The following is a 22,676-nucleotide window of genomic DNA, read 5'->3' as shown; positions in this document are numbered from 1 at the left end:
GTTGCCCGGATGAGCGCGCGCTCACGGCGTGTCGTGCGCCGATCCGGGCACTTCAGCGAGGGGCTTCGGAAGTCCCGCTGCTCGGCGCACCAGCTCGACGACAGTCGATCGGGTCGTGTCGTCGGCGGCGGTGAGCGCATAGGCCGTCGGCCAGATCGTGCCGTCGTCCAGCTGCGCGCCGTCCTGGAAGCCGAGGGTGGAGTAGCGCGTGCCGAACTTCGCGCCGGGTTGGAAGAAGATGATCGCCTTGCCGTCGGTGCGCGCGTAAGCGGGAAAGCCGTACCAGGTCTTGGGCAGTAGATCGGCGGCGTGCTCGGCAACGACGTCGTGCAGCATCTGCGCGATCGGGCGCTCGACGTCGGTCATTGCGGCGATAGCCGCCTCCGCGTCCTTTTTGTCGGCGTCAGCCTTATCGGCGCTTTTCTGCCGCTTCGCCTCCGCCCGCAGCTCGGCCGCGCGCTCCTTCATCGCCGCACGCTCGTCCTTCGAGAAACCGCTGTCGGTGACCATGTCCGTCCGTCCCGTCCGTGTGCTGGCCCCTCGTTCGGGGCTGCCTCCGCTTCATGGTGGCAGCGTCGACGCCAGCGGCACAACGGCCTGCCTCGTCCGCTGCGGCCTGGCCGGTGGCCGTTGCCGTGGGCGGATGCGCCTCCTCCTGATCCGCTACGGCCAGACCCCCTCCAGCGTCGCCGGGCTCCTCGATACCCGCATCCCCGGACCGGGCCTGACCGACCTCGGCCGGCGCCAGGCCGAAGCACTGCCCGCTCTGCTCGCCGAGGAGGGAATTGGCGCCCTCCTCGTCTCGACCATGCGCCGCACCCACGAGAGTGCCGCTCCGCTCGCCGCCGCCCTTCCGCTCGACAACACGGGCGTCGTAGTGCTAGAAGGGTCGGGGACTCGGTGGACGCTCGTGTCCTGGCAGGGTGAGCCGGTGAGCGGAGTCGGCGCGATGGCCCCGTCCGGCCCCACGGGCGACATCACGTCCTGAGCCGGCAGCCTCGTGGGTGCGGCCCTTCGCGCCACTCGGATGGTGATGCCGCGCCACGGGGAAAACCTGCTCTAGCCAGCGGTTCCCCACGACTTCGCTGCCGCACGCGCCGCCCGGCATTCGGCTGACGTTTGCCGACTGCCGACTCGGCGGCTACCGTGGACGGCGGTCCTGACGGACCCCGATGAACCGGTCCGCGCTTGCACGGCGTCCCCACGACGCACCGCGAGCGTACGGTCAACGGGAGTGGAGGCGGCCCCAAGGCCGCCTCGGACGCACGAGGATCGCCTCCACCCCTGCCGCGCAGAGCGGCGGGGCGCCCCAAGAGGCTCGACGGACGACTGTCCCACGCTCCCGACCCGGTACCACGAGATGAGCGCAGGGCGTCACCCCTGTGCGCCGACGGAGCGTACGTGCAGCAGAACCAGCAGATCCTCAGTGAGCCGCGGAGCGAGGCGGGCGTCGCTCTCGAAGCCCGCGGCCTCTTCAAGGTGTTCGGCCGCAAGCCCGACGAGGCGGTGCGTCGCCTGCGCGCGGGCGCCGATCGCGCTGAACTCGACCACGCCACGGCGGCCGTGATCGACGCCTCCTTCTCGGTGCGCCGCGGCGAGATCTTCGTCGTCATGGGCCTTTCCGGCTCGGGCAAGTCCACGCTCATTCGCATGCTCAACGGTCTCCAAGAGCCGACGGCCGGCGAGGTCTTCATCGAGGGCAGCACCATTACCGGTGTCCCCGCGGCGGAGCTGCGACGCGTCCGCCGCTCGTCGGTTTCGATGGTCTTCCAGCACTTCGCGCTACTCCCGCACCGCACGGTGCTCGACAACGTCGCGTATCCGCTCGAGATCCAGGGCGTGCCTCCTGCCGAGCGCCGCGAGCGCGCCCTGCTCGCCGTGGAGCGCGCCGGCCTCGCCGGCTGGCACGAGAAGACGCCCGACCAGCTCTCGGGAGGCATGCGCCAGCGCGTCGGCCTCGCTCGCGCCCTCGCCGCCGACACCGGGATCGTTCTGATGGACGAGGCGTTCTCGGCGCTCGACCCGCTGATCCGCCGTGAGATGCAGGAGCAGCTCATCGAGCTGCAACACGAGCTCGGCAAGACGATCGTGTTCATTACGCACGATCTCAACGAGGCGATGTTCCTCGGTGACCGCATCGCCGTGATGCGTGACGGCCGCATCGTCCAGATCGGCACGCCGGAGGAGATCCTCACCGATCCGGCCACCGACTACGTCGCGCAGTTCGTGCAGGACGTGGACCGCGCCCGTGTGCTCACCGCCGCGGCCGTGATGGAGCCGGCGCGCTCGGTGGTGACGCTCTCCGCGGGACCGCGCGCAGCCCTGCGCAGCATGCGAGATCTACAGACGTCGGCGGCGTTCGTGGTGGGCAGTGGCCGCCGACTGCTCGGGACGGTCCGCGACAGCGACGTCATTGAGCAGGTCCGCCTCGGGGTGAGCGACCTCTCGGCCGTGCTGGTCTCCGACGTCGTCACCGTCGCTCCGGACACCGCGCTGCACGAGGTCATCGAACCGGCCGTCGAGTCGGCTCTGCCGGTCGCGGTCATCGACGCGGAGGGGCGGCTGCTCGGCGCGATCCCGCGGGTGACCCTGCTCGCCGCGCTCGGCAATGTGCAGACGGGCGAGCAGCCGGTCGTCGAGCCGCAGGCGACGCTCCCGATCGACCTCGTCACCGCGACTCTGCGTGCCACGGGCGGACCCGTGGACGATGCGCTGCTCGCGACAGAGGGGGGAATTCGATGACCGGCCTTGGTTTCCGCCTCCCGCTCGGGGCCGCGGCGGAGGGTGCTGTCAGCCTGCTCACCCACACGTTCCAGCCGTTCTTCGACGTGCTCCGCACCGTCTTCGGCGGGCTCTACTCCGGCGTCGACCTCGTGCTCGCCACACCGCCCTTCTGGGTGATCGTCGCCTTCATCGCCGTGCTCGCCTATGCCGTCCGCGGCTGGCTCCTCGCGATCGGGACGGCCGTCGGCCTCCTGGTGATCGTCGGGGTCGACCAGTGGGATAACGCGATGGACTCGCTCGCGCTGGTGCTCGTCTCCTCCGTCCTCGCGATCGCCCTCAGCGTGCCGCTGGGCGTGCTCGCCGCCCGCAACCGGACGGCGTCGGCCGTCATCCGGCCCGTTCTCGACCTGATGCAGACGATGCCGGCCTTCGTGTACCTGATTCCCGCGCTAATCCTGTTCCGCGTCGGAGTCGTGCCGGGGATCGTCGCGACGATCGTCTTCGCGATGGCGCCGGGCGTGCGCCTGACTGAGCTGGGCATCCGCGGCGTCGACCCGGAGCTGGTCGAGGCAGGGGAGTCGTTCGGCTCGTCGAAGTGGCGCATTCTTCGGCAGATCCAATTGCCGCTGGCACTGCCGTCGATCCTGGCGGGACTCAATCAGGTCATCATGCTGTCGCTGTCGATGGTCGTCATCGCGGGAATGGTCGGCGCCGGGGGACTGGGGGGAGATGTAGTCGCGAGCCTCAACCGGATCGACATCGCGCTCGGCTTCGAGGCCGGGATCGCCGTGGTCATCCTGGCCGTGATCCTCGACCGGATGACCGGAGCGCTGGGCAGTCCGTCGCCTGCCCGCCTCGCCCGAGCCCATGATCGGCGCGCCGTGATCGCGACTCGCGCGGCCGTGGGCGTCGTCTCGATCGGCCTGGTCGCCTCGCTCGGCGCCGCGACGTTGGTCGTTCCGCCGGCTGCGGCCTCGGTTGACAACGGCGACCGCACCGACGTCACCATCGCCGTGTTCCAGGGCTGGGACGAGGGCATCGCCGTCTCGGCGCTCTGGGAGTCGGTGCTCGAGGCGAAGGGCTACGTCGTCACCCTGCAGAACTCCGATGTCGCGCCCGGCTTCCAGGGCCTCTCGACCGGTGACTACGACCTCGCCCTCGACACCTGGCTCCCGGTGACACACGCGAGCTATGTGGAGAAGCACGGCGACTCGATCATCGATCTCGGTGCCTGGAACGACGAGGCGAAGCTCACCGTCGCGGTGAACGAGGACGCCCCGATCAACTCCCTGGAGGAGCTCGCGGCGAACCCGGGCGTTGTCGGGAACCGTCTCGTCGGCATCGAGCCGGGCTCTGGCCTGAACCGGACGATGACCGAGGCCGTCATCCCGGGCTACGGGCTGGAGAAGATGGACTACCTGACGTCCTCAACGCCGGCGATGCTGCAGGAGCTGTCGAACGCGATCCACGCTGGCGAGAACATCGCCGTCACGCTGTGGCGCCCGCACTGGGCGTACGACGTTTTTGCGCTGAAGAATCTCGCAGACCCGAAGGGCCTGCTCGGCAAGGCGGAGAGCCTGCACTCGTTCGGCTCGGCGTCGTTCGATGCCAACTACCCGACGATGAGCCGCTGGATCCGCAACTTCCGCATGGACACGGCGACGCTCTCCTCCCTCGAGAACGCCCTGTTTAACGCCGGCAGGGGTGACCGAGCTGCCGCGCTCACCCGCTGGGAGGGGGAGCACCGCGACTACGTCGACTCGCTCACGTCGTGACCTGTCCTGTCTCTCGCGAGCTGTCGCGAGAGACAGGCGTCAGCTCCGGGCGGCGGCGTACTGCGAGCGGATGACCGCTCGGTAATCCGGCGCAGGCTCGGCAACCGAGGTGACCGTCCACGTCGGACGCGAGCCGGTCAGCGCCCACGCGGCCTGCACGGCGGCACCGTCGGCGACGTACTCGCCGGGCGTCGGCACCACCACGGGCGCGTCGAACACCTGCGAGGCCGACAACTGCACCGCACGGTTCTGGGCGGCACCGCCGATCAGCAGGATGCGACGCGCCTGGACGCCCTGTGCGCGCACTGCGTCGAGACCGTCCGCGAGACCGCAGAGCATCCCCTCAATCGCTGCCCGCGCCAGGTTCGGCCGCGTGGTCGACGCAATGGTCATCCCGTGCAGGCTCGCCGTCGCGTCGGGCAGGTTCGGGGTGCGCTCGCCCTCGAAGTAGGGAACGAGCACGAGTCCGCCCGCTCCGGGCTCCGCCTCGAGGGCCAGGGCGGCGAACTCGTCGAAGTCGCAGCCCAGCAGCGTCGCGGTCGAGGCCAGCACGCGCGCCGCATTCAGTGTCGCGACGAGCGGCAGGAAGCGTCCGCTCGCGTCGGCGAAGCCGGCCACGGTTCCGGAGGCGTCACGCACCGGGTCGTCCGTCACCGCGAAGACGGTGCCGCTTGTGCCGATGCTGACGACCACATCTCCAGGGCCCGCGCCAAGCCCGAGCGCGGCGCCCGCGTTGTCGCCCGCGCCGGGTCCGACGACGACGCCAGTTTCGGTCCGGCCAGCTTCCTCCGACGGGCCGAGCACGCGGGGGAGCAGCGGACGGTGGCCGAGCGCGCGCTCGAGCAGGTCGAGGTCGTAGCCGTCGGCGCCCCAGTAGGAGGTGCCGGAGGCGTCAGAGCGGTCGGTGGTCAGCGCGTCGAGCCGCGGTCCTCGAGCGGAGTCGGGGCCGTAGCCGAGCAGGCGCCAGGTCAGCCAGTCGTGCGGGAGCGCGACGGCGGCGACGCGGCTCGCGTTCTCGGGCTCGGCGTCGCGCAGCCAGCGCAGCTTCGTGGCGGTGAAGGAGGCGACGGGCACCGATCCGGTGCGCTGAGCCCACGCCTGGGCGCCGAGCTCCTCGATCAGTGCGGCTGCCGCGGGGGCGCTGCGGGTGTCGTTCCAGAGCAGGGCGGGGCGGATGACGTGCCCCTCGCCGTCGAGGACGACCATGCCGTGCTGCTGCCCGCCGAGTGAGATCGCGGCGACGTCATCGAGTCCGCCGGCGTCAGCGAGTGCCCGTTGCAGCGCCTCCCACCATGCGGCCGGATCGACCTCGGTGCCATCGGGGTGGCTGGCCCGTCCGGTGCGCACGACGGCGCCGGTGTCGAGGTCGCGGACGACCACCTTGCAGCTCTGGGTCGATGAGTCGACTCCTGCGACAAGCGTCATCGCTGTCACCTTCCGTTCGTGTCCGATTGCGGCCGTCTGGGCGGAGTCGACTCCGCCGAGATGCAGGAGAACGGACGAGATCCCGTGCCGCGGCAGGGAATCTCGTCCGTTTCAGGGGATCTCGCGACATTTCGCGAGATGAGGGGGTGTTAGCGGGCGCCGAGGAGGTGCTCGGTGGCCAGTTGCTGGAGGCGCACGAAGCCGAAGCCCTTGCCGCCTAGGTAGGCGTCTGTGTCGAAGGACTCGTAGGCGGCGGTGTCGGCGAGCAGGTCGTCGTACGACTCGCCCTCGTTGAGCGTCGGGGTGGACAGTTCGGCGACCTTGGCGGCGGCGAGCGCCTCCTGGACCTCGGGGTCGGCGCGGAAGGCCGCGGCGCGCTCCTTAAGCAGCAGATAGGTGTGCATGTTTGCGGCGGCCGAGTCCCACACTCCGGTCTCGTCCTCGGTGCGCGAGGGCTTGTAATCGAAGTGGCGCGGGCCGTCATAGGCGGGGACGCCGCCGGGGCCGCCGTTCTCGAGCAGGTCGACGAGCGCGAACGCGTTGTGCAGGTCGCCGTGTCCGAAGACGAGGTCCTGGTCGTACTTGATGCCGCGCTGGCCGTTGAGGTCGATGTGGAAGAGCTTGCCGTGGTACAGCGCCTGGGCGATGCCGGCCGCGAAGTTCAGGCCCGCCATCTGCTCGTGGCCGACCTCGGGGTTCACGCCGACGAGTTCCGGGCGCTCGAGGGAGTCGATGAACGCGATCGCGTGGCCCAGCGTCGGCAGGAGGATGTCGCCGCGGGGCTCGTTGGGCTTGGGCTCGATCGCAAATCGGATGTCGTAACCCTTGTCGGTGACGTAGTCGCCGAGCAGGTTGACGGCCTCACGGTAACGCTCGAGCGCCGCGCGGATGTCCTTCGCGGAGTCGTACTCGGCGCCCTCGCGGCCACCCCACATCACGAAGGTCTGGGCGCCCAGCTCGGCGGCCAGGTCGATGTTGCGCAGGACCTTGCGCAGCGCGAAGCGGCGGACGTCGCGGTCGTTCGAGGTGAAGCCGCCGTCTTTGAAGACCGGGGCGCTGAAGAGGTTGGTGGTGACCATCGGGACGACGAGCCCGGTCGACTCCAGCGCGCCCTTGAGGCGGTCGATCTGAGTCTGGCGCTCGGCGTCGGTCGAGCCGAAGGCGAACAGGTCGTCGTCGTGGAAGGTGAGGCCGTAGGCACCGAGTTCGTCGAGCTTCTCGACCGCGTGCACGACGTCCAGCGGCTCGCGGGTCGGGCCACCGAACGGGTCTGTCCCGTTGTAGCCGATGGTCCAGAGGCCGAACGAGAACTTGTCGGCGCGAGTGGGGGTCAGGGACATGGAACCAATCCTTTCCGGCGACGTCGCCGAATTGTTGTTGAAGCCAACATATCTCCTGGGAATGGCTGCGCGCAACGAGTCCTCGGGTCTCGTTGCGCGGGCTGCTCAATCTCCGGAGACGGGCATCGAGTCGGGAGAGGCGGGGAGGGGCGGGGGCTCCGCACCCTCCCGCGCCGGTCCTAACCCATCGAGGTGTCAACGACCCTACTTATCCCAGGTGAGGAGCATTTTCCTCATCCACTATGGTGCCCGCCAGGTGCATCAGCAGGAAAGCCTGAGGCTAGGCGGCGGTGACGCTGACGCTCCAGGTGACACCGAAACGGTCGGTGAGCATGCCGAAGCCGGCGCTCCATGCCGACGCGGCCAGCGGCTCGACGACGATGGCGTCGACCGCGAGTGCATCCCAGTAGCCCTGGAGCTCATCGAGGGTGTCGGAACCGATCGAGACGAACAGCGCCTGGTCGGTGACCGTGGTGTTGTTCTCGCGGCGGGTCGAGCCGCCGCCGGCAATCGAGCCCTCCGTCTGGCCGGGGATGTCGTAGCCCATGACCCGGAAGCCGTTCTCTGCGGCCACGAGACCGAAGACGACCTTGTCGGCACCGGGCAGGTCAGCCGGCATTCCCACGTCGGCGTAGCTGTTGATGACGGCGTGCCCGCCGAAGACGGACTGGTAAAACTCCAGCGCCTGGCGCGCGTCGCCACGGAAGTTGAGGTGTGTGGTCGTCTGGATGGTCATCTCTGCTCCTTGATGAGGTCGGCCCGTTCGGCTCGATGTCTCTACTGTCACAGCCGTGTAGGTCGGCTTCTGTCCTACACCGAGTGAGAATGAGGGACATGACGACGACATCGCGGCTGCTCACTCTGTTGTCGCTGCTGCAAGCCCACCGAGAGTGGCCGGGATCGCTCTTGGCGTCCCGGTTGGAGGTCAGCGACCGCACCGTCCGCCGGGACATTGATCGTCTACGGGAGATGGGCTACAACATCCGGGCAACGATGGGTCCCGACGGCGGATACCGCCTCGACGCCGGCAGCGAGCTCCCACCGCTCCTCTTCGACAACGACCAGACCGTCGCGGTCGCGATCGCTCTACAGGCAGCTCCCGCGATGGGCGCCGGAATCGAGGAAGCCGCGATCCGCGCCCTCGGCACCATCCGTCAAGTGATGCCCTCCCGGCTCCGACACCGCCTCGACGCGCTCGAGGTGACCACCATCGGTCGCGCCGGCGATGCGGCGCCAGTGACCATCTCGCTCGACGTGCTCGTCACGCTCGCGCAGAGCATCCGAGACCGCGAAAGCCTCCGTTTCCACTACCCGGCCCGTGACGTGGTCGACGCCGACGAGCGGCAGCCCCTTCCGCCCCGGCGCGTGGAACCGCACCACCTCGTCACGTCATACGGGCGCTGGTACCTCGTCGGATGGGATCTCGACCGTGACGATTGGCGCTTCTATAGCGTCGACCGCATCCACCCGCGCGTACCGCACGGTCCACGCTTCACCCCGCGGACTGTGCCAGGCGGCGACGTCAATGAATTCGTTTCCGCCCGCTTCACAGGGTCTGACGTCACTGCGTGGCCATGCCGCGGCACCGTCATCCTTCACCTCCCCGCGCGTGACGTCCTCCCGTTCGCCGGCGATGGCACCGTCGCCGCCATCGACGAGCACACCTGCAGCCTTGCAGCAGGATCCTGGTCCTGGAGTGCACTGGCTGCATCGTTCGGAAGGTTCGACGCGCCGATGGACGTGGTTGGTCCGCCCGAGCTCGCCTCGGCCTTCGCCACGCTCGCCGAGCGGTACGCAACGACCAGCAGGACGGGACCGACCCAGGACTAGCGACCTGAGGTAGCGAACGACAGGGGGTGCAGCGGGGGCGTCGCTGTCGACGGACCATGAACTCGGGAGTGGGGCGTATCCCTGCCTGAGCCCCACCGAGGGCCGTGCTTGCGCAAGCGCTTCGACTCTGCGTACAGTCGCTCCAGCACCACTGGTCGAAGCGCTTCGAATCTTTGACCGTGACCGACGACGACGTCCGGCAGGAGGAATCATGGCGACCATCCACGACGTGGCCCGCGTTGCCGGAGTCTCGATCAGCACCGTCTCCTACGCCCTCTCCGGCAAGCGCTCGATCGCAGCCTCCACGCGCCAGCGCATCGACGAGGCGGTTCGCCAGCTCGGCTACCGTCCTCACGCCGGGGCCCGGATGCTCGCCGGGGCGCGGACGCATATCCTCGCCCTCTCGGCCCCCATGCGCGGTGAGCTCCACCTGCCGACCCACATGCGCTTCGTCACCGAGGTGCTCGAGCGTGCCCGCGAATCCGACTACGACGTCCTCCTGCTCGTCACTGACGAGGCGTCGAACGGCATCGGCCGCGTCTCCTCCTCCTCCCTGGTCGACGGCATCGTCCTGATGGGCGTGGACGACGACGACGACCGCGCCGAGCTGATTCGCGCGGCGGGGGTGCCCGCAACCTTCATCGGGGTGCCCGCCGACTCCCACGACCTCGCCTGCGTCGACCTCGATTTCGAGGAGGCGGCACGCCAGAGCGTCCGCCGTCTCGCTGAGCTGGGGCACCGCTCCATCGGCCTGCTCGAGCACCCGCAGTCCTACACCGATCGCAACGCGGGCTTCGTCCGCCGCTTCGACGAGGCGTTCCGCGCCGAGGCCGCCGTCCTCGACGTGGCGGTCGCCGTCGAGCGCCCGCACATCGGCCGCCTCAGCGCCGCTGCCGCGATCGACGCGATTCTCGCCGCTGAGGTTGCCGCCACCGCGCTCGTGCTGCACTGCAACGAGCCCGTGGCGGAGGCGGCGATCGAGCACGTCCTCGAGCGCGGCCTCTCCGTGCCCGGCGATCTGTCGATCCTGGCCGCCTGCGCCAGCTACGACGGCGGCGCCCTCCCGGTCCCCACCAGCAGCCTTCCGCTCCCGTTCGATGCGATGTGCCGCGCGGCCGTCGCGCGGACCCTCCAGCAGATCGACTCCGGCCGCACCGTCGGCGTCGAGCTGCTCCCGCCCTCCTACGTCGACCGCGGGTCCCTCGCGTTCGCTCCGACCGGCGTGCGAGTGCCGGCCACCCTCTGATCCCTCCGTCCGTTCTCACCGTTCCTCCTCCGCAGACTGTCGAAACGCATCGACATTCATCGCCCGGGGAGCGCCCCACAGCACCATCACCCACTGAGCATCACCGCCCCGTTCGAAGGAGAACCCCGCCATGCCGCTCCGATCCCGTTCCGCCTTCCACCGTCCGCCCATCGGCCTCAGCCGCCGCACTCTCCTCGCCGGCGGCGTGGGCGTGGGCGCGATGTTTGCGCTCGTCGCCTGCTCGGGGGGAGGCGCCGACGCCGGCTCCGCGCCGCTCTCGACCACCGTCGACGGCGCCGGTCGCACCCTGACCATGTGGGACTTCGAGACCCCCGACAGCGACCGCGGCATTGCCTGGCTCGCCGCCCGCGACATCTTCACGAAAGAGACCGGTGCCGACATCGCCTACGAGTTCAAGGCGTTCGAGCAGCTGCGCACCGGCGCCAGCCAGATCTTCAACTCTAACTCGGCGCCCGATGTGGTCGAGTACAACAAGGGCAACGCCACCAGTGGACTGCTCTCGAGCCAGGGACTGCTCACCAACCTCGACGAGGCGGTCGCCTTCTACGGGTGGGACAAGTTGGTTCCCGGGGCGTTGCAGACCACGGCAAAGTACGACGAGAACGGCATCATGGGCTCCGGCTCCTGGTACGGCGTTCCCAACTACGGCGAATTCACCTTCGTCTACTACAACAAGGACGCCTTTGCCGCGAACGGACTCGAGGTGCCCACCACCTATGAGGAGTTCACCGCGGTCCTCGACGCTTTCGTCGCCAAGGGGATTACGCCCCTGGCCGAGGCCGGGGGCGAGTATCCGCTGCAACAGCTCTTCTACCAGCTCGCTCTACTCAAGGCCGACCGCTCCTGGATCACCGACTACCAGACCTACACGGGCGAGGTCGATTTCGAGGATGCGGCCTGGAGCTACGCGGCGGACCAGCTGAAGGTGTACGCCGACAAGGGCTACTTCTCGACGGACGCCTCCGGGCTTAAGGCTGAGGACGCGGGTACCGCCTTCATCTCGGGCAAGTACCCGATCTTCTTCTCGGGCTCGTGGTGGTTCGGCCGCTTCACGACCGAGATCACCGGCTTCGACTGGAACACCTTCCTCTTCCCGGGCGCCGAGTTCACGATGGGTTCCGCGGGCAACCACTGGGTGGTCCCCGAGACGGCACAGAACAAGGACCTCGCCTTCGCGTGGATCGACATCACGATGCGTCCCGAGATCCAAAATCTGATCGGCAACAACGGAGGCATCCCGCTGGTCGTCGACGAGACCGCCATCACCGATGAGAAGAGCAAGGAGCTGCTGTCGCAGTGGAAGACGGTTGTCGCCGGCGATCAGCTCTCCTTCTATCCCGACTGGCCGACCGCCACCTTCTACGACGACCTCGTCGCCGCCACCCAGGAACTCATCAACGGCTCCACGACCGAGTCCGACATGCTCTCCGCCCTCCAAAAGAAGTACGACGACGGAGTCGCCGACATCACCTAAGGCGCGGTCCGACCCCTCCTGCGCGATGCCACTTGTGACCATGACACGCCGAGGTCACAAGTGGCATCTCGCGGGGCCCACCAGAGCCGCACGAACCGCACGAACGAGGAGTGACCATGACGACGACTGCACATCGTCGCGCGGAGAGCGCGCCGCCTCCCGCGACGCCGCCGCGCGAAAAGCGATCGGGCGGCTACTGGCTGTATTTGATCCCCGGATTCGTGCTCTTCACGTTCATCGTGATGATCCCGCTTGTCTGGAACATCGCGATCAGCTTCACCTCGTGGCGCGGGATCAAGCCGCCGATCTTCATCGGCCTCGACAACTGGGTCGAGCTGATGGGTGACGATCAGTTCTGGACCTCGTTCCTCAATTCCGTCTACATGATCATCGCGATGGTGGTTGTGCCGACCCTCCTGGGCCTGCTGCTCGCCGCGATCCTCTTCGATCTCGTCGGCAAGAAGTTCGGCGGTCGCCTCGCCAGCTTCCTCCGCGCGACCTACTACCTGCCGCAGATACTCCCGACCGTTATCGCCGCGATCGTCATCGGCTGGATCCTGCGCCCCGACAATGGCGCGCTGAACTCGATCCTCGAGGCCGTCGGTCTGGGCTCGCTCGCGCACGACTGGCTCGGCAAGCCCGACACGGCGATGCTCTCGATCATGGTCGTGATGATTTGGGTGCAGCTCGGCTACCCGGTCGTCATCTTCATGGCGGCGCTTCAGCGCGTGGATCCCGAGCTCTACGAGGCCGCCGAACTCGACGGCGCCAACTGGTTCCAGCGCTTTCGCTGGATCACGGTCTCGATCATCCGCCCGGAGATCTTCGTGGTCACCCTCACCTGCACCATTGCGGCGCTCAAGGTCTTCGGCCCCATCTATGCGCTGACCCGCGGCGGGCCGGGCGACTCCACAATCGTCCCCTCTTACTACTCGTACACCGAGTTCTTCCAAAAGCAGCAGGTGGGCTACGGCGCCACCATCGCGACCGCGCTCACGATCGTCATCGTGATCCTGGCCGTGCTGTTCATCCGCGCCCAGGAGCGCGTCGAGCGCAGCGAAGGAGCCCGCTGATGTCGGCCATCGAGACGCTGCCGGTCACCCAGGCCGGTACCACGGACGCTGATCTTGCCGAGTCGAAGCGGGCCCCGCGCCCGCCGAAAGGCACCGCGAAGCGCACGGTCGGCGACTGGGTGATCCTCGCCGTGGCCGTCGTGATCGGGCTGGCGATCATCAGCCCCGTGCTGCTGATCCTGCTCAATTCATTCAAGACGCCCGCGGAGTACTCGGCTAGCGGTCCGCTCGCCTTCCCGACCGGCCTCTCCTTCGACGGCCTGTCCACTTTCTGGAACCGCGTCGACTTCCCTGAAAAGCTTGGCAACTCCATCCTGATCTCGGGCTCCGTCGCGATCCTGGCGGTCGCGCTCTCGGTCCTCAACGCCTATGCGATCGGCATCGGCCGAGTGAAGGGACGCAGCTGGATCATCATCCTGTTCCTGCTGGCCAACATGCTCCCGCAGGAGGCCCTGCTCTACCCGCTGTACTACATGTTCAAGGCGGTCGGGATCTACGACACTCAGCTCTCGGTGATCATCATCTTTACCGTGATCCAGTCGGCGTTCGGCACCTATCTGCTCTCGAGCGTCTACGGCACCTTCCCCAAGGAGATCCTCGAAGCGGCCGCTCTCGACGGTGCGTCGAAATGGCAGGTGCTCACTCGGGTGATTGTGCCGATCTCACGGCCCACTCTCTCCGTCCTCATGATCTTCTTCTTCATCTGGACCTGGAACGAGTTCCTCATTCCGCTCGTCTTCCTGGTGAGCGACGCCACGCAGACCGTGCCGATCGCCATCTCGAGCCTCCAGGGCGACAAGATCATGGACGTCACGACGACCAGCGCGAGCGCTCTGCTGGGTCTGCTGCCGACGCTGATCTTCTTCCTGATCTTCCAGCGCACCCTCACCCGCGGCATCACCGCCGGCGCGGTCAAGTAGCTCTCCTCCCCTCCGTCGCAGGTGGGCCCCGTGATCGGGGTCCATCCGCGCGCCGTCCTCGAAAGGCACCGCTATGAAGTTCACCGACGGGTTCTGGCAGACGCGGGCCGGATTCACGCCCCTGTTCGCTCAGGAGGCGTACGACATCCGCACCAACGGCTCCTCGCTGGAAGTGATCGCGCCCACCCGGGTGATCCGCGACCGCGGCGACGTGCTGAACCGGCCGGCCCTGACCATCACGATCTCCTCGCCCGCCGAGGGGGTCGCGACGGTGCGCATCGAGCACTGGCGCGGGACCGCGACGCGTCCCGGCTTCGAGCTCGTCGACGACGGGGTGGGCCGAACGAGCGTCACGGAGGCGGGCGGCGTGCTCTGCACGGGAGATCTTGAAGTCCGCGTCGCGCAGGGCGCGCCCTGGTCGCTCGAGTTCTGGGACACGTCCACGGGAACCCGTTTGACCGGCTCCGGGCACAAGGCGCAGGGCTACCTGACCGGCCCCGATGGCTCGGCCTACGTGCACGAGCAACTCGACCTCGCCGTGGGGGAGCTGATCTACGGCCTCGGTGAGCGCTTCGGCCCGTTCGTGAAGAACGGCCAGAGCGTCGATGTCTGGAACGCCGACGGCGGCACCTCCTCCGAGCAGGCCTACAAGAACGTGCCGTTTTATCTCTCCAGCCGCGGCTACGGCGTGCTCGTCAATGATCCGGGCCTGGTGTCGTTCGAGGTTGGTTCGGAGGCGGTCGAGCGCGTGCAGTTCTCGGTCGGAGGCGAGGCCCTCGAGTACCTGGTGATCCAGGGCCCGACGAAGAAGGATGTGCTGCGCCGCTACACCGCCCTCGCCGGACGGCCCTCCGTCGTGCCCGCGTGGAGCTACGGGCTCTGGCTCACCACCAGCTTCACCACGAGTTACGACGAGGAGACGGTGAACTCGTTCATCGACGGGTGTGCCGAGCGGGACTTGCCACTGTCGGCGTTCCATTTCGACTGCTTTTGGATGCGCGAGTTCCAGTGGACCGACCTCGAGTGGGACCCGCGGACCTTCCCCGATCCGGAGGGCATCCTCGCCCGCCTGCACGAGCGCGGCCTGCACACCTGCGTCTGGATCAATCCCTACATTGCCCAGGCGTCGCCGCTGTTCGCCGAGGGGCGTGAGAAGGGTTACCTGCTGCGCACCGCCTCCGGCGACGTCTGGCAGTGGGACCTGTGGGTCGCGGGCATGGCCCTGATCGACTTCACCAACCCGGAGGCGACCGCGTGGTTCCAGGAGAAGCTGCGCGTCCTCGTGCGCCAGGGCGTCGACTCCTTCAAGACCGACTTCGGTGAGCGGATTCCGTCGGAGGGCGTGGTCTGGGCCGACGGCACCGATCCGGAGGCCATGCACAACTGGTACACGCAGCTCTACAACCGGGCGGTGCACGAGGTGTTGGAGCAGGAGCTCGGCGAGGGCCGAGCCGTGCTGTTCGCCCGGAGTGCCACGGTCGGCGGGCAGACCCTGCCGGTGCACTGGGGCGGGGACAACACGTCGTCGTACGTGTCGATGGCCGAGACCCTGCGCGGCGGACTTTCGCTCGCGCTCGGCGGCTTCGCCTTCTGGGCGCACGACATCGGCGGATTCGAGGGCACGCCCGACCCCGGCGTCTTCAAGCGCTGGCTCGCCTTCGGTCTGCTGTCTTCACACTCCCGGCTGCACGGCTCGTCGTCGGTGCGCGTTCCGTGGGCGTTCGACGAGGAGGCGGTCGAGGTCACCCGGCGCTTCACGCGGCTGAAGCTCTCGCTGATGCCCTACCTCTACGCGGCGGGGGCGGAGGCGGCGCGCACCGGCCTGCCGCTGATGCGCCCGATGGCGCTCGAGTTCGAGGACGACCGCAATGCCGCCCACCTCGATACGCAGTACGTACTCGGGCACGATCTGCTTGTCGCTCCGGTGTTCACCGAGGACGGCACGGTGGAGTTCTACCTGCCGCGCGGGCTCTGGACGAGCTGGTGGACCGGCGAGACAATCGCGTCGACGGGGGAGTGGCGCCGCGAGGTGCACGGCTTCGACTCGCTGCCGCTGTACGTCCGAGAGGGCGCAGTGATCCCGGTCGGCGCCCGCGAGGACACGGCCGAGTACGACTACCTCGACGGGCTCGAACTGCGCGTGTTCCCGGGGCCGGACGGCGTGACGCACGCGCGCGTGGTCGCGCACGACTCAGGGGAGGAAACCGTGTTCGTGGTGACTCGCTCCGGCGGTGCCGTCTCGGTCGAGGGACCGGCCGGCTCCTGGACCTGGACCGCGGGCTAGACGCGGGAGTGCTCCCGTCCTCGCGCGCCGTCGCCCGCGGATAGGCTGACCCGCAAGCAGAGGAGACCGCGGAATGCCCGATCACGCCACGCGCGGCAACAACCTCGACCGGGTCCGACGCCACAATCTCTCCGCGATCCTGCGTCTCGTGCACCGCGGCGGACCCCGCTCCCGCTCGCAATTGACGCGCTTGACCGGCCTCAACCGCTCCACCATCGCCGCGCTGGTCGGCGAGTTGGTCGAGCTGGGCATCGTGCGCGAACGCGAGCCCGCCACTGTGAACCAGGTCGGCCGCCCCAGCCCGATCGTCGAGGTCGCTCCCGGCGTGGTCGCGCTCGCTGTGAATCCCGAGATCGACGCGGTGACGGTCGCTGTTGTCGGCATCGATGCCTCGGTGCGCCGACGTATCCGCCGCTCCGCATCCGTGCCGAGCGCTGAGGCCGCAGCGCGTCTGGCGGCCGAGGCGATCGCCGAACTCCTGGCCGATCTGCCCGAGGACACGCGCACGGTGGGCATCGGCGTGGCCGTTCCCGGGCTCGTCCGCGATGCCGACGGCCTCGTCCGCGTCGGTCCGCACCTCGGCTGGGTCGACGATCCGTTCTCACGCATGCTCGCCGACGCGACCGGACTGCCCGTGCTCTCGGCCAACGACGCCAACCTCGGCGCTCTCGCCGAGAGCGTCCTCGGAGCCGGCCGCGACGTCTCCCACCTCGTCTACCTCAATGGCGGGGCGAGCGGAGTCGGTGCCGGCGTCATCGTCGGAGGCGCGCCCCTGCACGGCATCGACGGCTACGCGGGCGAGATCGGCCACACCCTCGTCAACAGCGTCGGGATTGACTGCCACTGCGGCGCGGTCGGCTGCCTCGAGACGGAGGTTGGCCGTGCCAAGCTGCTCACGGCGCTCGGCCTCGACGAGAGCGAGCGGCTGGAGGAGGCGCTCGCCGCCTCCGAGGACCCGGCCGTGTACGCGGAGGTCGAACGGCAGCTGGGCCACCTTGCCGTTGCGCTGCGCAACGTCATCAACGTCTTCAATCCGCAGCTCGTCGTGCTCGGCGGGTTCCTCGGCGCCCTGATCGGAGTTGCGCCCGGTGTCCTCGAGGAGCGTCTCGCTCACGGAGGCCCCTTCCGCGTCGCGCTCGGCTCCGTCCGGATCGTCCGCACCGAGCTCGGCGCCGACCTGCTCATGCTTGGTGCCGCCGAGCTCGCCTTCGAGCACCTTCTCGCTGACCCCCTGAGCACGCCGCTTCACCCCGTCTGACTCGCCCGGTCCGCAAGCCCCCGCGGGTGGAGAGCGGGTGGAGGCATCATGTCTGGATGGACTTTCCCCCGACTCCCGGACGCGCCCACCCCGATGCGGTCCAGCGCGAGCGGCTCCGGGAGCGGGCACCCATCGACGGCGTTGCCGCGCGGTTACTCAGCACGGAGGCGGCCCACCGCGTCTCGCGCCGCTGGCCGCTGGTCTCCGCGTCGCTGGCGCTTCTGCTCACGGGGCTTCTGGCTCTGCTGATCGCGGTCCGCCCCAGCACCGCCTTCGGCTTCGACGTCGAGTGGATGGACGAGATCGTCGAGCACCGATCGCCCGTCTGGGACGTCCCCGCCCTGATCATGAACATTGTCGGCGCGGGCATCACTGGCACGGCCGTCATTCCGCTGGGCATCGTGGCCGTTCTGCTCGTGTTCCGGAGGCGCTGGGCCGCGCTGTACTACGCGATCGCCGCTCTTGTCAGCGTCGGGGCCGCTCAGCTCATCAAGGAGCTGGTCGGCCGCGCTCGTCCCGTCGACATGCTGGTGACGAGCGACTACGGCTCCTTCCCCTCCGGTCACACCGCGAATGCGGCGACCACCGCGATGGTGCTGGCGCTCGTCTTCCCTCTGCTCTGGGTGTGGATCGCGGGCTTCCTCTACACCGTGGCGATGATGGCGAGCCGCACCTACCTCGGCGCGCACTGGCTCAGCGACACCGTCGGTGGCCTCCTGCTTGGGATCGGCGTCGCACTCGTTGTCTGGGCGCCGTTCGCCGGCCGCCTCCGTACCGAGGCCGAACTCCCACACCCGCCACTCTGGACCCGCCGCCCATCCTGACCCGTGCCCTCTTTCCTCGCGGCGCCGGGTTACCCGGTGAAGGGGGTGAAGGCGGCGAGGGAGTCGAGTTCGTTGAAGGTGTAGACGTGTAGGCCCGCGAGGCGGTCGCCGGCGGCGGAGTCGAGGCGCGCGACGAACGTGGTCGGGTCGAAGCGGCGTCCGCGCAGTAGCCCGCCGGCGACCGACGTGCTTCGCGTGAGGAAGCCGAGCGAGGCGCCGACCCCGATCCGCGCCCCCAGCGTCAGGAGCTTCGAGCGCTCGACCGGCCCCGGCACCCCGGCCCACACGTCCGCGGTCACGCCCTGCTCGCGCAGTCGGTCCGTGTAGTGCACAACGGCATCCACGTCGAAGCACATTTGCGTGATGATCGAGCGAATGAACGGGGCACGCTCGCGCAAGTGCCGCTCGATGCTCTCGTCAGAGAGGTGCGGATGCCCCTCCGGGTAGCCCGCGATGTCGAGCGCGAGCGAGGGAGCCAGCTCACGAGCATCGCGGATCAGCTCGAAGCTTGTCGCGTAGGAGCCCGTAGCCGCCTTGGCGTCGCCTGAAATGACGAACGCCTCGTCGATCCCGGCGTCACCCATCCGCGCGAGGACCCGCTGCAGGACGTCGCGCCCCTCGATGGTGCGCGCCGCGAGATGCGGCACGACTCGGAACCCGCGGCCGGCCAGCTCCACCGCGCAGTCCACGGTCCGTTCCGTCCCGTGCTTCGGGAGGCTGGTAACGGTCAGGGTCACCGCTGACGGGTCTGGGAATGCTCGTTGGGCGCGCTCGACGATGTCATCCGACGGGATGATCTCAAAGCGCGCGCGGGTCATCCGCCCAGCCTGGCACGCGCGTCGTGAGCGGCCGCGTATCGCGGTCCGGCCGGACCCTGCTCCGCCCGGAGCGGCGGTCGAATGTCGGAGGGTCGCCCTAGCCTTGAGGCGGTCGCCGCCCGGCGGTCGTGGAGGGAGTCGCGTGTACCTAGAGTCTGGCCGGCTGGTCACGAGCCCCACCGATCTTTCGAACTGGGCCGCCTGCGAGTGGGCGGTGCTGCGGCGTCTCGACGCGATGCTCGGCCGCGCTCCCCGCCTCGAGGTCGAGAAGGACGGCATGCTCGAGCGCACGGCCGCCCTCGGCGACGAGCACGAGCACCGCTTCCTGGCGGAGCTGAAGCGCACCCACGACGTACTCGAGTTCGCGCGCCCCGAGCCGTCCGACTACGCTGCGGCGGCCGATGCCGCGGTCGAGGCGATGCGCGCCGGAGTCGACGTGCTCTACCAGGCCACCTTCTTCGACGGCGACTTCCTCGGTTTCTCCGACTTCCTCCTCCGCACCGCCGATGGTGCCTATGAGGTCTACGACACGAAGCTCGCTCGGCACGCGAAGATTCCGGCGCTGCTCCAGCTCGCCGCCTACGCCCAGCAGATGATCGCCCGTAGCGTGCGGGTGGGCGAACAGGTGCACCTGGTGCTCGGCGACGGCTCCGTCACCAGCCATGCGCTGGCGATGATCGCACCGGTGCACCGTGTGCAAAGCGCCCGGCTGCGGGCGGTGCTCGCCGAACGACTCGCGGCCGAGGAGCCGCTGGCTTGGGGCGACCCGCGCTACGTCGCCTGCGGGCGCTGCTCCGTCTGCGCCCCCGAGGTGCAGGCGCACCGCGACCCGATTCTGGTCGCCGGGATGCGGCTCGACCAGCGGGCCAAGCTCGCCGCTGCCGGAGTGATGACCCTCGACGCGCTCGCGGAGCACGACGGCCCCGTCCCCGGCCTCGGTTCCGGGACCCTCGAGACGCTACGCGCGCAGGCGCGGCTGCAGCTGCGCTCCGAGACCTCGCCGGTGCCCGCCGTCGAGGTGATCGATCCCACCGTCCTCGCCGCCCTGCCCGCCCCCGACCCTGGCGACCTCTTCTTCGACTTCGAGGGGGACCCGCTGCACACCGAGAACAACCGCGAATGGGGTCTCGACTACCTGTTCGGCATGGTTGACGACCACGAGGAATTCACTGCCTTCTGGGCACACGATCTCGCTGCCGAGCGGCAGGCGCTCCTCGATTTCTTGGCGCACCTGCGCGAGCGCCGCGCGCAGTATCCGCGGATGCACGTTTATCACTACGCCTCGTATGAGCGAGCGCACCTGCTGTCGCTCGCGCTCCGCCACGGGGTGGGCGAGGAGGAGGTCGACGCCCTGCTGCGCGACGGCGTGCTCGTCGACCTCTACCCGGTCGTCCGGCGCGCGCTACGGGTCGGTTCGCGCAGCTACTCCCTCAAGAAGCTCGAGCCGCTCTACATGGGCGAGGAGGTGCGCGATGCATCTGGAGTGACGACCGCGGCCGACAGCATCGACGAGTACGTCAGGGCGCGAGCCGCTCTGCTCACCGACCCCATCGAGGGGCAGCGGCTGCTCGACGGGGTCGCCGAGTACAACGCCTACGACTGCCGCTCAACCCTTCGGCTGCGCGACTGGCTGCTGTCGCTCGCTCCGCCGCGCGAGGAGTTGTCGCCGCTCGTCGAGGTCGAAGCCCCCGTCCCGCGCGAGCCGCATCCCGTCGCGGTCGCGCTACTCGAGCAGGTCGAGGGTGTCCCGCCGCGCGGCCGCACACCCGACCAGACGGCGCTCGCCCTCGCCGGTGCTGCCATTGACTACCATCGCCGCGAGGCGAAGACCTTCTGGCAGGAGCATTTCGACCGCCTCCGCCAGCCGCTCGACGACTGGGCCGACGCCCGGGATGTCGTGATGATCGACCGGGTCGAGGTCGTCCGCGACTGGTCGACGCTCCCGAAGGCACGCACGCAGTCGCGTGAGTTGCGGATCCTCGGCCGGCTCGCTCCCGGCAGCCGCCTGAGCGTCGGCGCCTCGCCGTACCTTGTCTACGACGCGCCGCCGCCGCCCGGTGCGCCCGCTCCCGGTCCGGGTCTGCGCGGAGCGTCCGACCGCTCCACGATCCTCGCCGTCACTGCCGACGGCGAGCAGATCGCGCTGCTGCTCAAGGAGGGGGTGAAGGCGGGGGAGGAGCCGCACGACGACGTTCCTGTCGCTCTCGCCCCCGCGCCGCCGCCGCGCGCCGCTCCGCAACCCGAGGCCATTGCCGAGTGGGGCGGCGAGATCCTCGACGCGCTGCCCGAGGTCCTGCCCGATCCCGCCCTCGACATCCTGCGCCGCGTGCCGCCGAGCGCCGTCGCCCCGGTGGTAGGCGACGACGTGATCAGCGCGGTCGTCGCGACCCTTCTCGGCCTCGATCGGGCGACGCTCGCTGTCCAGGGTCCACCCGGAACCGGCAAGACCTACCTCGGCTCCCACGTCATCGCTCGACTCGTCCGCGAACACGGCTGGCGGATCGGTGTGGTGGGCCAGTCGCACTCGGTGGTCGAGAACGTCCTGAGTGCCGTGGTCGGTCGGGGCGTTGATCCGTCCCGCGTCACCAAGGTGCCCAAGGCCGGGACCTCGGCCGAGGCGCTGGAGGCCGTGGCGTGGTCGCCGGTGAAGAACTCAGGCGCGCTTGCCGCGGTCCTGGAGGAGGGCGGCGGCTGCGTGGTCGGCGGCACCGCGTGGACCTTCGCCAACGCCGCCACCGTTCCCCGCCGCTTACTCGACCTGCTCGTCGTCGACGAGGCTGGCCAGTTCTCTCTCGCGCCGACCATCGCCTCCTCCGTGTCTGCGCAGCGCCTGCTCCTACTCGGCGACCCGCAGCAGCTCCCGCAGGTCAGCCAGGGGTCGCACCCCGAGCCGGTCGACGCGTCGGCGCTCGGCTGGCTCGCCGAGGGCCACGACGTCCTGCCCGCCGAGTATGGCTACTTCCTCGCGCAGACGTACCGGATGCATCCCGCGCTCGCTGCCGCCGTCTCCGAGCTCTCCTACGAGGGCGCCCTCGCGTCCCGCGCCCCCGCGGAGCGTCGGCTGGAGGGGGTCGCGCCGGGTGTGCACTCGGTTCCGGTCGAGCACACCGGAAATACCACGTCCTCGCCGGATGAGGCCCGGCGCGTGGTCGACATCGTGGTGTCGATGGTTGGCCGCGCCTGGGCCGACGAGCACGGTGAGCGGAGTCTCACCGCGGCCGACGTCATCGTCGTCGCCCCCTACAACGCGCAGGGCGGGCTCCTCCGAGCCGCCCTCGACGCGGCGGGGCTCGACGAAACCGCGGTCGGCACAGTCGATCTGTTCCAGGGACGGGAGGCGGTGATCGCGATCGTCTCGCTCGCCGCCTCGTCCTGCGCCGACGTCCCGCGGGGCCTCGAGTTCCTCCTCCTGCCCAATCGGCTCAATGTCGCGATCTCTCGGGCGAAGTGGGCCGCGTACCTCGTGCACTCGCCAGCGCTCGCCGCCTCGCTGCCCACCTCGCTCACCGAGCTGGAACGGCTCTCGGGTTTCCTCCGCCTCCTCGAACGCTGCAACCCAGGCTCGGAGGGACGGATCCAGTGGCCGTGACGCGCGGCGCCTCGTCCGGAGCCGGTGTGCTCGGCTATCCGTGAGGACGGATCGCCGCGACCCTAGGCTGAGCCC

Annotated in this window: 16 protein-coding genes and 1 pseudogene; 12 read left to right on the top strand and 5 right to left on the bottom strand. The window is 69.2% G+C overall.

Annotated elements, in window-relative coordinates; genetic code table 11:
* Positions 1-21 precede the first annotated feature (21 nt).
* On the bottom strand, positions 22-510 hold the full coding sequence (locus tag HRF29_RS06720; RefSeq protein ID WP_173246643.1) for a hypothetical protein: 489 nt from the start codon (positions 508-510) through the stop codon (positions 22-24).
* Positions 511-643: 133 nt separating this feature from the next.
* Between HRF29_RS06720 and HRF29_RS14865 the strand changes: the two are divergent.
* The 3 genes and pseudogenes from HRF29_RS14865 to HRF29_RS15300 all read left to right on the top strand — a co-directional run.
* A pseudogene (locus HRF29_RS14865) lies at positions 644-889 on the top strand (histidine phosphatase family protein); the annotation flags it as partial.
* Between the two features lie 512 nt (positions 890-1,401).
* On the top strand, positions 1,402-2,742 hold the full coding sequence (locus HRF29_RS06710) for a quaternary amine ABC transporter ATP-binding protein (protein WP_343043676.1): 1,341 nt from the start codon (positions 1,402-1,404) through the stop codon (positions 2,740-2,742).
* The gene (locus HRF29_RS15300) at positions 2,739-4,499 is read left to right on the top strand and encodes a glycine betaine ABC transporter substrate-binding protein (protein WP_173246640.1); all 1,761 of its coding nucleotides are present in this window, start codon (positions 2,739-2,741) and stop codon (positions 4,497-4,499) included. Before HRF29_RS06710 ends, HRF29_RS15300 begins: the two co-directional genes overlap by 4 nt.
* Before the next feature lie 39 nt (positions 4,500-4,538).
* On the opposite strand, the gene xylB is transcribed toward HRF29_RS15300, so the two are convergent.
* From xylB to HRF29_RS06690, 3 genes are all read right to left on the bottom strand, one after another.
* A complete protein-coding gene (xylB, locus tag HRF29_RS06700; RefSeq protein WP_173246637.1) occupies positions 4,539-5,924 on the bottom strand; it encodes a xylulokinase in 1,386 nt (461 codons plus the stop codon).
* Between the two features lie 149 nt (positions 5,925-6,073).
* Complete coding sequence (xylA, locus tag HRF29_RS06695; RefSeq protein ID WP_173246634.1) at positions 6,074-7,264, bottom strand: xylose isomerase; 1,191 nt, start codon at positions 7,262-7,264, stop codon at positions 6,074-6,076.
* Positions 7,265-7,544: 280 nt separating this feature from the next.
* Complete coding sequence (locus HRF29_RS06690; RefSeq protein WP_173246631.1) at positions 7,545-8,000, bottom strand: VOC family protein; 456 nt, start codon at positions 7,998-8,000, stop codon at positions 7,545-7,547.
* 98 nt (positions 8,001-8,098) lie between these two features.
* Here HRF29_RS06690 and HRF29_RS06685 point away from each other — a divergent pair, with 98 nt between their 5' ends.
* The 8 genes from HRF29_RS06685 to HRF29_RS06650 all read left to right on the top strand — a co-directional run bounded on the left by HRF29_RS06685 (position 8,099) and on the right by HRF29_RS06650 (position 18,194).
* Entirely contained in the window at positions 8,099-9,094 is a 996-nt protein-coding gene (locus HRF29_RS06685; protein WP_173246628.1) for a helix-turn-helix transcriptional regulator, read from the top strand.
* A gap of 211 nt (positions 9,095-9,305) precedes the next feature.
* A complete protein-coding gene (locus tag HRF29_RS06680; RefSeq protein ID WP_173246625.1) occupies positions 9,306-10,340 on the top strand; it encodes a LacI family DNA-binding transcriptional regulator in 1,035 nt (344 codons plus the stop codon).
* Between the two features lie 130 nt (positions 10,341-10,470).
* Positions 10,471-11,835, top strand: a complete 1,365-nt coding sequence (locus HRF29_RS06675) for an ABC transporter substrate-binding protein (protein ID WP_246226806.1) — start codon at positions 10,471-10,473, stop codon at positions 11,833-11,835.
* A 116-nt stretch (positions 11,836-11,951) separates the two neighbouring features.
* Entirely contained in the window at positions 11,952-12,908 is a 957-nt protein-coding gene (locus HRF29_RS06670; RefSeq protein WP_173246622.1) for a carbohydrate ABC transporter permease, read from the top strand.
* Entirely contained in the window at positions 12,908-13,828 is a 921-nt protein-coding gene (locus HRF29_RS06665; protein WP_173246619.1) for a carbohydrate ABC transporter permease, read from the top strand. Before HRF29_RS06670 ends, HRF29_RS06665 begins: the two co-directional genes overlap by 1 nt.
* Positions 13,829-13,901: 73 nt before the next feature.
* Positions 13,902-16,112, top strand: coding sequence for an alpha-xylosidase (gene yicI / locus HRF29_RS06660; protein ID WP_173246616.1), 2,211 nt, complete (start codon positions 13,902-13,904; stop codon positions 16,110-16,112).
* A gap of 73 nt (positions 16,113-16,185) precedes the next feature.
* Complete coding sequence (locus HRF29_RS06655) at positions 16,186-17,370, top strand: ROK family transcriptional regulator (RefSeq protein WP_173246613.1); 1,185 nt, start codon at positions 16,186-16,188, stop codon at positions 17,368-17,370.
* 56 nt (positions 17,371-17,426) lie between these two features.
* The gene (locus HRF29_RS06650; protein WP_173246610.1) at positions 17,427-18,194 is read left to right on the top strand and encodes a phosphatase PAP2 family protein; all 768 of its coding nucleotides are present in this window, start codon (positions 17,427-17,429) and stop codon (positions 18,192-18,194) included.
* A 29-nt stretch (positions 18,195-18,223) separates the two neighbouring features.
* Here the strand turns inward: HRF29_RS06650 and HRF29_RS06645 are convergent, their stop codons facing one another.
* Positions 18,224-19,012, bottom strand: coding sequence for a methylenetetrahydrofolate reductase (locus tag HRF29_RS06645; RefSeq protein ID WP_173246606.1), 789 nt, complete (start codon positions 19,010-19,012; stop codon positions 18,224-18,226).
* Between the two features lie 142 nt (positions 19,013-19,154).
* On the opposite strand from HRF29_RS06645, the gene HRF29_RS06640 reads away from it, so the two are divergent.
* Positions 19,155-22,601, top strand: a complete 3,447-nt coding sequence (locus HRF29_RS06640; RefSeq protein WP_343043675.1) for a TM0106 family RecB-like putative nuclease — start codon at positions 19,155-19,157, stop codon at positions 22,599-22,601.
* Positions 22,602-22,676: the final 75 nt, after the last annotated feature.

It is taken from the genome of Rathayibacter agropyri (genome assembly GCF_013249015.1).
Lineage (GTDB): Bacteria > Actinomycetota > Actinomycetes > Actinomycetales > Microbacteriaceae > Rathayibacter > Rathayibacter agropyri.
Note: the sequence above shows the minus strand (reverse complement) of the source record. Positions and strands in the feature narration are given on the sequence as shown.

What these genes read in the sequence shown, in the direction of transcription:
- HRF29_RS06680 (WP_173246625.1), top strand. Translation starts at nt 9,306, where the DNA reads ATGGCGACCATCCACGACGTGGCCCGCGTTGCCGGAGTCTCGATCAGC.
- HRF29_RS06655 (WP_173246613.1), top strand. Translation starts at nt 16,186, where the DNA reads ATGCCCGATCACGCCACGCGCGGCAACAACCTCGACCGGGTCCGACGC.
- HRF29_RS06675 (WP_246226806.1), top strand. Translation starts at nt 10,471, where the DNA reads ATGCCGCTCCGATCCCGTTCCGCCTTCCACCGTCCGCCCATCGGCCTC.
- HRF29_RS06645 (WP_173246606.1), bottom strand. Translation starts at nt 19,012, where the DNA reads ATGACCCGCGCGCGCTTTGAGATCATCCCGTCGGATGACATCGTCGAG.
- HRF29_RS06690 (WP_173246631.1), bottom strand. Translation starts at nt 8,000, where the DNA reads ATGACCATCCAGACGACCACACACCTCAACTTCCGTGGCGACGCGCGC.
- HRF29_RS06720 (WP_173246643.1), bottom strand. Translation starts at nt 510, where the DNA reads ATGGTCACCGACAGCGGTTTCTCGAAGGACGAGCGTGCGGCGATGAAG.
- HRF29_RS06670 (WP_173246622.1), top strand. Translation starts at nt 11,952, where the DNA reads ATGACGACGACTGCACATCGTCGCGCGGAGAGCGCGCCGCCTCCCGCG.
- xylA (WP_173246634.1), bottom strand. Translation starts at nt 7,264, where the DNA reads ATGTCCCTGACCCCCACTCGCGCCGACAAGTTCTCGTTCGGCCTCTGG.
- HRF29_RS06685 (WP_173246628.1), top strand. Translation starts at nt 8,099, where the DNA reads ATGACGACGACATCGCGGCTGCTCACTCTGTTGTCGCTGCTGCAAGCC.
- HRF29_RS06650 (WP_173246610.1), top strand. Translation starts at nt 17,427, where the DNA reads ATGGACTTTCCCCCGACTCCCGGACGCGCCCACCCCGATGCGGTCCAG.
- yicI (WP_173246616.1), top strand. Translation starts at nt 13,902, where the DNA reads ATGAAGTTCACCGACGGGTTCTGGCAGACGCGGGCCGGATTCACGCCC.
- xylB (WP_173246637.1), bottom strand. Translation starts at nt 5,924, where the DNA reads ATGACGCTTGTCGCAGGAGTCGACTCATCGACCCAGAGCTGCAAGGTG.
- HRF29_RS15300 (WP_173246640.1), top strand. Translation starts at nt 2,739, where the DNA reads ATGACCGGCCTTGGTTTCCGCCTCCCGCTCGGGGCCGCGGCGGAGGGT.
- HRF29_RS06665 (WP_173246619.1), top strand. Translation starts at nt 12,908, where the DNA reads ATGTCGGCCATCGAGACGCTGCCGGTCACCCAGGCCGGTACCACGGAC.